Below are 11,046 nucleotides of genomic sequence, written 5' to 3'. Positions count from 1 at the left end.
CCAAGCCCGGCGTCGGCGCGCGGTGCGAGCATGGGGGCATGGCCGATCACACGACGAACTACGCGAGCACGTTCATCGAGGTGGCGGAGGACTGCCCCACGGACCACGCCGAGGAGCCGCCCGCCGGCGGGACACCCACGATCGCCGCGCTGCACTACCGCCTGATCGCGGAGCACCCGTTCGAGCTGACCTCCGACGACGTCGTCTTCACCACCTGGGCGCTGCGGCACGACACGGACCCGGCCGATCCCGACGCGCGGAAGCGGTTCTTCTCCAAGGGCCAGGCCTGCCTGCGCTCCTCGCCGCTCGGCAAGCGCTACGGCTGGGGCGTGCTCAGCGATGCCGAAGGGCGCGTCGCCCTCGTGCCCCGGGAGTCGGAGGAGTACGCGCTGCTCGCCGCCGACCCCGCCCTCGGGCACACGCGTGCGATGCGATCGAAGCGGGGCTGAGAGAGCGGGCGGCGAGCGGGCGACGACCCGCGGCGCCGGACGCGGACGCGTCAGCGCTCGTTCGGGATGATGATCCAGAGAACGAGGTAGACCCACAGCGGGAGCCCGGCGAACACCATCGCGATGATCGCGATGATCCGGACGAGCGCGACGGGCATGCCGAAGCGGCGCGCGAGGCCGGCGCAGACGCCGGCGATGAAACGGCCCTTGCGGGGGCGGACGAGGTCGCTCATGGCTTCATCCTGCCCCCGCCTCCTGGACGACGCCTGGATCAGGGCAGGCGGTTGGCGATGGCGAGGTTGGCGCGCAGCTCCTCGGCGTTCTGCCGGGTGACGTAGGCGGGACGGTCGCGCTCGAGGCGCCACGACTCGCTCAGAGGGCCCGCGCTCACGGTGTCGAACCCCAGCCGGTCGTAGAGGTCGGTCACGAACGCGATCGCCTCGTCGTCGTCGCTCGCCGTGCCGAGGGCGCGTCGATCCGGCGTGCCCGCCGGCGAGCCCGTCGTCAGGATCTCTCCGGCCCTGATCTGGTTGAACGCCTTCACGACCGTCGACTCGGGCAGGTGCTCCTGCAGCAGCTGCGACGTGGTGGTCTCGCCGCGATCGAGCGCGTCGATGCGACCGTCCCGCTCGAAGTAGTAGTTGTTCGTGTCGAGCACGACCTTCCCGGCGAGCGGGGCCACCGGGATGTCCTTGAGGGCCTTGAGCGGAACCGTGACGACGGCGACGTCCGCGGCCTCAGCCGCCCCGGTCGCGGTGGACGCGGTCACCCGCGGTCCGAGTCGCGCCACGAGGTCGGCGAGCGTCTCCGGACCTCGGGAGTTCGCGATCACGACGTCGTAGCCGAGTCCTGCGAACGCCTCCGCGAGGGCGCTGCCGATGTGTCCTGCTCCGATGATTCCGATGGTTGTCATGACGTGCGCAACAGCAGCCTCCCGCGCCGGCATTCCCGACGCGCCGCAGTCGCGCGACGCAGCGCGCCCGGCCGGTCCGGAGGCGGATCGGCCGGGCGAGCGTCTCGGCGGAAACCCCGGATCAGGAGCCGAGGTCGACTTCGGTGAGCAGGCCGTCCGGCCCGAGCTCGAGCGCGAGATCCAGCTCCAGCCGGCGCAGGAACGCGTCGTCGTGGCTCACCACGAGGACGGCCCCGCGATACGCGCGCAGCGCCTGCACCACCTGGTCGACCGTGTCGAGGTCGAGGTTGTTGGTCGGCTCGTCGAGCACCACGAGGTGCGGGGCGGGATCGGCCAGCAGCAGTGCCGCCAGCGCGACCCGGAACCGCTCCCCGCCCGACAGGGCGCCGACCGGCCGGTCCATCGCCGCGCCGCGGATGAGGAACCGGGCGAGGCGGTTGCGAAGCTCCTTCTCCGGGATCTCCGGGGCGCGCGCCGCGACGTTCTGCACGACGGTGGCGCTCTCATCCAGACCGTCGATCCGCTGCGGCAGATACCCGATGCGGTCGGTGTGCGCGACGGTTCTCAGGATGGATTCTTCGGATCCGCGGAGATCGGAGCCGCCGTCCGTCCAACCGGCGATCGATCCCGAGAACGGATCCGCGGGCGGCTCCGCAGGCGATTCGGTCGCGTCGGCTCGGGCATCGTCGACGAGCCGCCGCAGCAGCGTCGTCTTGCCCACGCCGTTGCGGCCGATCAGGGCGATCCGCTCCGGACCCTGGATGGTCCAGGAGCGCTCCGCGTCGCCGATCGTCGCGATGCGCCGGCTCCGCGAGACCCCCGGATCCGGCAGCTCGATCTTCATCGTGGCGTCGTCCCGCACCCTCCGGCCGGCCTCATCGAGCGCGGCGCGGGCCGTGCCCTCCTTCTCGGCGACCTCGGTGCGGAGCTTTCCCGCGGAGACCTGCGCGGCCATCTTCCGGCCGTTCATGACGATCTTCGGCTCACGCTTCTGCTCGTACGCCTTCTTCGCCATCTGCGACCGGGTCGCGAGCTTCAGCTCGGCCTCGATGCGCTGACGCTTCTCCTTCTTGAAGGCCTGCTTGGCGTCGCGCTCCGCCTGCCGGGCCGCATCCTGCTCGGCGTCCAGCCAGGCGCGCCAGGCGGAGTAGGGCCCGCCGAACACGCTGAGCTCGTGCTCGTACAGCTCTGCGGTGTCGTCCATCAGCTCCAGCAGGGTCACGTCGTGGCTGACCACGACGAGCGTGCCGCGCCAGGAGCGCACCATCTCGCCGAGTCGCGCGCGGGCGTCCCGGTCGAGGTTGTTGGTGGGCTCGTCCAGGAGGGTGATCGGCGCCCGGCGCGCACGGATGCCCGCGATCGCGACGAGCACCGCCTCGCCGCCGGACAGCTCGCCGACGGTGCGGTCGAGGAACGACGGATCCAGCCCCGCCTCGGCCAGCGCCGCCTCGGCGCGCGCCTCGACGTCCCAGTCGTCGCCGACCTCGTCGAACCGGGCGGGGTCGACGTCGCCGGCCGCGATCGCGCGCACCGCGTCGAGGGCGCGGGCCACGCCGAGCAGTTCGGCCACGCGGGCGTGCGTGTCGAGGGTGAGGCGCTGCGGCAGGTACGCCACGTCGCCGGTCGCGGTGATGCGTCCGGACGTCGGGGCGAGCTCGCCGGCGATGAGCCGGAGCAGCGTCGACTTGCCGGACCCGTTGCGTCCGACGAGGCCGGTGCGGCCGGTGCCGAACGCGCCGGAGACCGCATCGAGCGCGGTGGATCCGTCGGGCCAGCGGAAGGTGACGCGGTCGAGCACGACCGCGGAAGACAGAATCGGTGATGACATGGGGCGACTCCCGGAAGTGTTCGGGTGCGCTGATGCCGGATCCGTCCGGGAGCCGCCGTAGGCGGGTCGTCACGAAGGGGACGATCTCTCGGATCGGAGATGCCTGTGCCGCAGCAAGCGAGGGGCAGGAAGGAGCGTCGGATCAGCGCGTGGATGGAACGCGGAGGCGACGACTCAGATCAAGGGACTTCCTTACACGGCGGACAGGACCCGGACGACGATACCGGCACGATGGCGCGGACGCAACCCGGGCGTGTCGCGGACCGCCGGGCGGCGGCACGAGGGTGCGCCGGGCGGGATCCGTCGTGCGGGGGATGCCGGCGACCGACGGTGGATCTAGCCTGGATCCGTGGTGGAGCAGCGGCCGGGATCCGGCGAGACGATGCGCCGGATCGGGCTCGGCGTGGGCCTCGCGATCGGCATGGGTGTGGGGGTGGCGCTCGGCGTCGCACTGCACAACATGGGGACGGGGCTGGCCCTCGGCCTCGTGTTCGGTGCGGCCGTGATGGTGCTGTTCACGTGGGCGGGTACGCGGTTGCAGCGCGACGAGCAGCGCCGCCGCGCCGAGGACGGACCGGAAGCGGCAACGGGGCACGGCGGCGAAGATGCGCGCCGGGATGCCGTCTCCGACGCGGAGCCGGATCAGCCGTCCACGGACTCCCGCGACGCCGGCGCCTGAACCGAGGCAAGCCAGCCGTCGAGGAACCGGCGCACGTCGCCCAGCTCGTCCTCCGAGACGCTGTGCGTGAGTCCGGGGTACACGCGCCCCGTCAGCTCGGCGTGATCGGGCAGCCACTGCGCGGTGTGGTCCACGAGTGCGGGCGGGATGACGTCGTCGTGCGTGCCCCGCCCCCAGAACACGGGCGTGCGGCGCTCGCGCAGCGCGTCGTCGCCGGCGAGATCGCCGGGCGCCGCGTATCCGCTGAGGTTCACGACCGCCGCGATGCGCTCCGGGGCCCGCCGCATCGCCTGCAACGCCACGGAGGCGCCCTGCGAGAAGCCGAGCAGGGCTATCGACGGTGCCGCCGCGGCCTCGGCCTCGAGCCAGCGCAGCACGGCGTCCGCAGCGGCGGTCACGGAAGCGGGATCCCGCCGCTCGAGCTCGTCGATCGAGTACCAGGAGCGGCCCGGCATCGGCCACGGCGCCGGCAGTGGCGCGGGCAGCGAGGCGACCGCGGCTCCCTCGGGCAGGAACGGGACGAGGGCGAACAGGTCGCGCTCATCGGAACCGTAGCCGTGCAGCAGCACGAGCAGCGGCAGCCCCTCGTCGCGGCGCGCCCAGCGCACCGCCTCGCGATCGATGTCCACCGGTTCGGCCATGCATCCATCCTGCCCCAGGGCGCCGACGTCGCGGTCGCCGGGCCTGGAGGCCGTGGCGGCGGAGCGGCCACGGGCGCGGCCACATCGTCGTCCACGGGAGACGCTGATAGAAAAGGACCATGGCGGTACGCACACCCGACCCCGATCCGGCCGACGACGACGGCCTCCCCGACGCGCTGTCGAGCGCGCTGCCCTCCGGGTTCGGCGGTCTCGGCGCCTCCGGCGGAGCGAACCCCGGCTGGCTCACCGACTTCGAGCTCGCCCAGGCGCGCCGCCGGCTGCCGATGCTCTACGTCGAGGCGGTGCCGGTGCGCACCGACGGATCGGGCGTGGTCACCGACATCGGGATCCTGCTGCGCGCGACGCCGCTCGGCGAGATCACCCGCACGATCGTGTCCGGCCGGGTGCGCTACGGCGAGACCGTGCGCGACGCGCTGTTCCGGCACCTGGAGAACGACCTCGGACCGATGGCGTTCCCGATGCTGCCGCCGTCCCCGCAGCCGTTCACGGTGGCGGAGTACTTCCCGCTCCCCGGCGTCAGCGCCTATCACGATGACCGCCAGCACGCCGTCTCGCTGGCGTTCGTCGTGCCGGTGACGGGCACCTGCGAGCCGCGCCAGGACGCGCTGGAGGTGACCTGGTTCACCCCCGAGGAGGCCGCGAGCGACGCGCTCGCCGCCGAGATGGAGGGCGGCCGCGGCACGCTCATCCGGCAGGCGCTCGCCCACCTGGGCCTCCTGCGCTGAGGTCGGATCCGGACCGCGCATTCGGGATCCGGATCCGCTCGGTCGGGATCCGGATCCGCTCAGATCCGCCTTATCGGCTCGTCTCCTGCGCGACGAGGGCGACGAGCGCGTCGATGTCCTCCTCGGCCGTGTCGAAGCCGCACATCCAGCGCACCTCGTTGCGGGCCGCGTCCCAGTCGTAGAACCGGAAGGTCTCGCGCAGGCGGTCGGCGACGCCGTCGGGGAGCGTCGCGAAGACACCGTTCGACTGGGTCGGCTGCGTGAAGCCGACGCCCTGGATGGATCCGTCGGCGATCCCGGCCTCGAGCGACGAGCGCAGGCGCTGCGCCATGGCGTTCGCGTGCCGCGCGTTGCGCAGCCACAGGTCGCCCTCGAGCAGCGCGATGAGCTGCGCCGAGACGAAGCGCATCTTCGAGGCGAGCTGCATGTTGAACTTGCGGGAGTAGACGAGGCCGTCCGCCGCCCCGGGCGTCAACACCACGATCGCCTCGCCGAGCATGGCGCCGTTCTTGGTGCCGCCGAAGCTCAGCACGTCGACACCCGCGTCGCGGGTGAAGGCGCGCAGCGGCAGGTCGAGCGCCGCCGCCGCGTTGGACAGGCGCGCGCCGTCGAGGTGCAGCTTCATGCCGCGCTCGTGCGCGTGATCGGCGAGCGCCCGGATCTCGTCGGCCGTGTAGAGGGTGCCGACCTCGGTCGACTGGGTGATCGAGACCACCAGCGGCTGGGCGCGGTGCTCGTCGCCCCAGCCCCACGCCTCGCGATCCACGAGCTCGGGAGTGAGCTTGCCGTCCTCGGTGGGCACCGACAGGATCTTGAACCCGCCGATGCGCTCCGGAGCGCCGCCCTCGTCGACGTTGATGTGCGCGGTGGAGGCCGCGATCACTGCACCCCAGCGCGGCAGCATCGCCTGCAGGCCGGTGACGTTCGCACCGGTGCCGTTGAACACCGGGTAGGCCTCGACGCCCTCGCCGAAGTGCTGCTGGAACACCTCCTGCAGACGCTCGGTGTACCGATCCTCGCCGTACGCGATCTGGTGGCCGCCGTTGGCCGCCGTGATCGCCGCGAGCACCTCGGGGTGGATGCCGGAGTAGTTGTCGGATGCGAAGCCCCGGATCGCGGGGTCGTGCTCGATGTTCACCGATCAAGTCTATTCGGCGGCGTGCGGCCGGCCGTGCCGCGTCCCGCTCGTGCGGCGCCCCGTCTGTCGCCCGTCATCGCGGACAGGGTGACGGATGTCGGTGCCCCGTCCTACCCTCGAACCATGAAGAGCACCGTGGCCTCACGGGCATTCGCGGGAGTGCTCGTCAACACGCTGATCGCCAACGTGACGACGAGCTTCCTCTGGTTCGCGCTCACCTTCTGGGTCTACATCGAGACGCGGTCGGTGCTGGCCACCGGCGTCATCGGCGGTGCGTACATGCTCTTCATCGCGTTCTTCGCGATGGCCTTCGGGACCATCGTCGACCGGCACCGCAAGCACACGGTCATGCTGCTGTCGAGCGTGGTGTCGGCCGCGGCGTTCCTCGTCGCCGGCGCGCTCTACCTCGCCCGTCCCGAGTCGTCGCTGCTGGACCTGGGCGGGCCGTGGTTCTGGCTCTTCTCCGCCGTGATCCTGTTCGGCGGAGTGATCGAGCAGCTCCGCAACATCGCGCTGTCGACGACGGTCACGCTGCTCGTGCCGGAGGAGAAGCACGCCAACGCGAACGGCCTCGTCGGCACGGTGCAGGGCATCGCATTCCTCGTCACGAGCGTGTTCTCCGGGCTGTCGATCGGCTTCCTCGGCATGGGCTGGACCCTGGTGATCGCGATCGCGGCGATGCTGCTCACCCTCGTTCACCTGCTGTTCCTGCGCATCCCGGAGGAGCGCCCGCAGCCGGATCCCGACGCGCCGAGCGCCCTCGACCTCCGCGGCAGCGCCCAGGCCATCCGGCAGGCGCCGGGGCTGTTCGCGCTCATCATCTTCTCGACGTTCAACAACCTCATCGGCGGCGTCTACATGGCGCTCATGGATCCTTATGGCCTGACGCTCTTCGACGCGCAGATGTGGGGCTTCGCCCTCGCCTTCGCGTCGACCGGGTTCCTCATCGGCGGGGCGCTGGTGGCGAAGTTCGGCCTGGGCGCGAAGCCGATGCGCACCCTGCTGCTGCTCGTCATGGCGATGGGGGTGCTCGGCGCGGTCTTCATGCTCCGGGAGTGGTGGCCGCTCTTCGTGGTGGGGATGTGGGTCTACATGGCCCTGGTGCCGCCCGTCGAGGCGGCGGAGCAGACCGTGATCCAGAAGGTCGTGCCGTTCGAGCGGCAGGGGCGCGTGTTCGGGGTCGCGGCGGCCATGGAAGCGGCGGCCGCACCCGTCACGGCCTTCCTCATCGCCCCGCTGGCCCAGTTCCTGATCATCCCGTACATGAACAGCGACGCCGGGCGCGGGCAGTGGGGGTGGCTGCTGGGCGAGGGCGAAGCGCGCGGCATCGCCCTCATCTGCCTGTGGGCCGGGATCGTCATGGTCATCGCGGCCGGTCTCGCGTTCCTCACCCGGTCGTACCGCCGGCTCACGACGCTGTACGCCGAGGCGCCGGCGCAGGTGCTCCCCGGCGAGGAGTCACCGGACGACACGGCGATCGCGGTGGACCCGATCTCGGCGCGCGGCGGCCGGGCGGAGGTCGAGCCGCCCGCACGGGAAGACGCCGATGAGCGCGGCTGACGGAGACGGCGTTGCGCGCCCGCGAACCAGGCGAGTGCGCTTGACCCGGTCGGGCAGGTACGCGAGCATTCGGGAGTGAGCCAGCCCGCCGAGGATCCGCAGCCCCCGATCGCCGCCCGTCCGGACAGGCCGCCTTTGTCCGCCGAGCGGCTGAAGGCGTTCGTGGATGCGGTGGTCGCGATCGCGATGACCCTGCTGATCCTGCCGCTGCTGGAGAACGTGGCGGAGTTCGCCCGCGAGCACAAGGGCGCGCTCGACTACGTGCAGCAAGAGGGCGGCCAGCTGTTCAGCTTCGGGCTGAGCTTCCTCATCATCGCGGTCTTCTGGATGAACCATCACCGTGTGTTCGATCGCGTCGAGAAGGTGACCACGCTGCTCGTCTGGCTGCAGGTGGGCTGGATGTTCACGATCGTGTGGCTGCCGGTCGCCACGGCCATGCTCGGATCGATGGACAACGACGCGACGCAGAAGGTGCTCTACATCGGCGCCCTGCTGCTCTCCTCGCTGCTCATGCTCGTGACGCGGCTCTACCTGCGCCGTCATCCCGACCTGCATCGGATCCCGTCGGCGTCGCTGCGTCGCGGCATCATCGCGGAGGTGGTGATGAGCACGCTGTTCGCCGTCGCGCTCGTGGTCGCCGTGCTGTTGCCGGACGTCGGCTACGCGGCGATGTTCCTGCTGCTGCTCTCCGGTCCCGCGCAGGCGCTCATCGCACGCGCGTGGCGCGAGCGTCAGCACGCGGGGCACGCGAGAGCCCGGTGACGGCTCAGGCCACGTCGACGATGCGGTCGTTCAGCTCGGTCGCGTCCTCGTCCCACAGCGCGAGGATGCGCGCGGCGACGGCGTCGATCACGTCGTCCAGGCTGCGCACGCGGAGCACCACGGCGGCGGCGCGCAGGGGCTCCCCGGCGTCCCGTGCGGCCTTGGCGAACCCCTGGGCGACCGCGCGGGTCCACGCCTCGCTCGCGGCCTTCACGGCGGCGTAGTTCGCCCCGCCGGCGAGCGGCCGGGCGACGGCGGTCGAGGAGAGGATCGCGAACCGGCCGGCGTCGGAGGCGCGCAGGTCGGCGTCGAAGGCGCGGCTCGTCACCCGCACGGCCGTGAACGCCTGCTCGAGTGCGCGGTAGTCCTCCTCGGTCTGGCCGGCGAGTCCGCCTCCACCGCGCCATCCGCCGACGAGCGGGACCAGCCCGTCCACCCGTACGCCGTCGGCCGCGAGCCGGTCGGCGAGGGCGGCGACCTCGGCCTCGTTCGTCAGGGAGCAGCGCTCGATGCGGATCGACCCGGCGTCGCGGTCTCCCGATGCGGGATCGGCCGGGCGCGCGGCGGCAGCGAGGGCATCGAGCTTGCCCTGATCGCGGCCGACGGCGATCACCCGCGCGCCGGCGGACGACAGGGCCCGGGCGATCACGAGGCCCGAGGGGCTCGTGGCCCCGGCGAGGAGGACGGTGCGTCCTGCGACGGTCATGGTGTCTCCCTGAGTCATCGTGTGCCCTCATCCAACCACCCCTTTTTGCGCGAGCCACCCCCTTTCGGGCGCTGCACAAAAGGGCGGCTCGCGCGAAAAGGGGTGGCTCGGCGGAAGTGGGGTGGGTGGGATGGAGGTCAGTCGTCGGTGCCGCGGATGCCCACGGTCGACTCGATGACCGGCTTCATCTTCTTGTCGAGCGTCTCGAAGAACATCGACAGCGGGAACTCGTCGTCCAGCACCGCGTCGGTGTAGCCCTTCGGAGCGCCGGCGAGGATCTCGTCCGACAGACCGCGGGCCCACTTCGACGCGGGGTGCGGGGTCAGCGTGCTGCGCACGAGGTCGTACGCGGCGAGCCAGTGCGCGGTCTTCGGGCGGTCGATCGAGTGCCAGTACAGGTCGTCGATCGCGTCGCCGAGCGCGACGACCGCGTCCGGGACGTTCTCCCAGTCGAAGGCGAGCGCGGTGTCGGTCCAGTGCAGCACGCCGCGCTGGTGCAGCCACGCGAACAGCAGCTGGCCGCCGACGGCGTCGTAGTTGCGCACGCGGGTGCCGGTGATCGCGAACCGGAAGATGCGATCGAAGATCACGGCGTACTGCACCAGGTGCGCGTAGTCGTGCATCTCCTGCTCGGTCTCGGTCAGCTGCTCGCCCGCCGCGATGCGGGCGTCGAAGGCGCGCTCGATCTTCACGGACTCGCGGAACGCGGTCATGTCGCAGCGCATCTCCTCGAGGGAGTACAGGAAGAACGGCATCCGCTGCTTGATCATGAACGGGTCGAACGGCAGGTCGCCGCGCATGTGGGTGCGGTCGTGGATGATGTCCCACATCACGAACGTCTTCTCGGCGAGCTCCTGGTCGTCGAGCATCGCGGCGGCGCGCTCGGGCAGCTCGAGGTTCGTGATCTCGCTCGCGGCGCGCACGACGCGGCGGTAGCGCGCGGCCTCGCGGTCCTGGAAGATGGCGCCCCAGGTGAACGAGGGGATCTCGCGCATCGCGACCGTCTCGGGGAACAGCACGGCCGAGTTGGTGTCGTAACCGGGGGTGAAGTCGATCAGGCGCAGCGACACGAACAGCTTGTTGCCGTAGTCGCCCGCCTCCAGGTCGGCGATGAACTCGGGCCAGATGGTCTCGACGATGAGCGCCTCGACGAGGCGGTCGCTCGAGCCGTTCTGGGTGTACATCGGGAACACGACGAGGTGACGGATCCCGTCGACGCGGTGCTGCTGCGGCTGGAACGCCACGAGCGAGTCGAGGAAGTCGGGCACGCCGAAGCCCTCGTCGGCCCAGCGCTGGAAGTCCTTGATCGAGGCCTCGAGGTACTCGGCGTCGTGGGGGAACGCAGGAGTCAGGGCGCGGATGCCGGCGATGATCGCGGCGACATGGGCGCGGGCGGCGTCGTGGTCGTCGGTGTTCGGGACGGATCCGTCCTTGATCTGCAGCGGGCGCATCGCGATGGCGGCGTCCTTGAGCAGCTTCCAGGCGGCGGACTGCTCGGCGGTCGAAGCGTCCTCGACGACCTCGGGCTCGCCGATGAGAGCGTTGCTGGTGGTGATGAGGGACATCGGGACCTCCGATCGTGGGGACGGCAGGAAATATTCCTGCGAAATGACCTTGTCTCAGG

Annotated in this window: 12 protein-coding genes; 5 read left to right on the top strand and 7 right to left on the bottom strand. The window is 71.3% G+C overall.

The genetic code is table 11. The features are described 5' to 3' along the window. The first annotated feature begins 38 nt into the window (after nucleotides 1-38). The gene (locus AERO9AM_RS14775; RefSeq protein ID WP_159576824.1) at nucleotides 39-449 is read left to right on the top strand and encodes a DUF6157 family protein; all 411 of its coding nucleotides are present in this window, start codon (nucleotides 39-41) and stop codon (nucleotides 447-449) included. A 50-nt stretch (nucleotides 450-499) separates the two neighbouring features. Here the strand turns inward: AERO9AM_RS14775 and AERO9AM_RS14770 are convergent, their stop codons facing one another. The 3 genes from AERO9AM_RS14770 to AERO9AM_RS14760 all read right to left on the bottom strand — a co-directional run bounded on the left by AERO9AM_RS14770 (nucleotide 500) and on the right by AERO9AM_RS14760 (nucleotide 3,190). Then, a complete protein-coding gene (locus AERO9AM_RS14770; protein ID WP_159576823.1) occupies nucleotides 500-682 on the bottom strand; it encodes a PspC domain-containing protein in 183 nt (60 codons plus the stop codon). Between the two features lie 38 nt (nucleotides 683-720). Continuing rightward, the gene (locus AERO9AM_RS14765; protein ID WP_159576822.1) at nucleotides 721-1,362 is read right to left on the bottom strand and encodes an NADPH-dependent F420 reductase; all 642 of its coding nucleotides are present in this window, start codon (nucleotides 1,360-1,362) and stop codon (nucleotides 721-723) included. Nucleotides 1,363-1,483: 121 nt separating this feature from the next. Further along, complete coding sequence (locus AERO9AM_RS14760; protein WP_159576821.1) at nucleotides 1,484-3,190, bottom strand: ABC-F family ATP-binding cassette domain-containing protein; 1,707 nt, start codon at nucleotides 3,188-3,190, stop codon at nucleotides 1,484-1,486. Between the two features lie 349 nt (nucleotides 3,191-3,539). Between AERO9AM_RS14760 and AERO9AM_RS14755 the strand changes: the two genes are divergently transcribed. Beyond that, complete coding sequence (locus AERO9AM_RS14755) at nucleotides 3,540-3,869, top strand: hypothetical protein (protein ID WP_159576820.1); 330 nt, start codon at nucleotides 3,540-3,542, stop codon at nucleotides 3,867-3,869. On the opposite strand, the gene AERO9AM_RS14750 is transcribed toward AERO9AM_RS14755, so the two are convergent. Then, a complete protein-coding gene (locus tag AERO9AM_RS14750) occupies nucleotides 3,833-4,510 on the bottom strand; it encodes an alpha/beta hydrolase (protein ID WP_159576819.1) in 678 nt (225 codons plus the stop codon). The two genes, AERO9AM_RS14755 and AERO9AM_RS14750, sit on opposite strands and share 37 nt — an antisense overlap. 119 nt (nucleotides 4,511-4,629) lie before the next feature. Here AERO9AM_RS14750 and AERO9AM_RS14745 point away from each other — a divergent pair, with 119 nt between their 5' ends. After that, nucleotides 4,630-5,256, top strand: a complete 627-nt coding sequence (locus AERO9AM_RS14745) for an NUDIX hydrolase family protein (protein WP_159576818.1) — start codon at nucleotides 4,630-4,632, stop codon at nucleotides 5,254-5,256. Between the two features lie 70 nt (nucleotides 5,257-5,326). Here AERO9AM_RS14745 and AERO9AM_RS14740 read toward each other — a convergent pair whose 3' ends face one another. Then, complete coding sequence (locus AERO9AM_RS14740) at nucleotides 5,327-6,394, bottom strand: threonine aldolase family protein (RefSeq protein WP_159576817.1); 1,068 nt, start codon at nucleotides 6,392-6,394, stop codon at nucleotides 5,327-5,329. Between the two features lie 123 nt (nucleotides 6,395-6,517). On the opposite strand from AERO9AM_RS14740, the gene AERO9AM_RS14735 reads away from it, so the two are divergent. Beyond that, nucleotides 6,518-7,954, top strand: a complete 1,437-nt coding sequence (locus AERO9AM_RS14735) for an MFS transporter (protein ID WP_159576816.1) — start codon at nucleotides 6,518-6,520, stop codon at nucleotides 7,952-7,954. A gap of 75 nt (nucleotides 7,955-8,029) precedes the next feature. Beyond that, nucleotides 8,030-8,716 carry a TMEM175 family protein gene (locus tag AERO9AM_RS14730; protein ID WP_159576815.1) on the top strand — a complete coding sequence of 229 codons (687 nt, stop codon included), beginning with the start codon at nucleotides 8,030-8,032 and terminating at the stop codon, nucleotides 8,714-8,716. Nucleotides 8,717-8,720: 4 nt separating this feature from the next. Here the strand turns inward: AERO9AM_RS14730 and AERO9AM_RS14725 are convergent, their stop codons facing one another. Both AERO9AM_RS14725 and AERO9AM_RS14720 read right to left on the bottom strand, forming a co-directional pair. Further along, entirely contained in the window at nucleotides 8,721-9,422 is a 702-nt protein-coding gene (locus AERO9AM_RS14725; protein WP_159576814.1) for an SDR family NAD(P)-dependent oxidoreductase, read from the bottom strand. A gap of 137 nt (nucleotides 9,423-9,559) precedes the next feature. Beyond that, nucleotides 9,560-10,987 carry a DUF6421 family protein gene (locus AERO9AM_RS14720; RefSeq protein WP_159576813.1) on the bottom strand — a complete coding sequence of 476 codons (1,428 nt, stop codon included), beginning with the start codon at nucleotides 10,985-10,987 and terminating at the stop codon, nucleotides 9,560-9,562. Between the last annotated feature and the right edge of the window lie 59 nt (nucleotides 10,988-11,046).

Source organism: Microbacterium sp. 8M, assembly GCF_902506375.1.
Lineage (GTDB): Bacteria > Actinomycetota > Actinomycetes > Actinomycetales > Microbacteriaceae > Microbacterium.
This window is presented reverse-complemented; position numbering and strand designations above follow the sequence as displayed.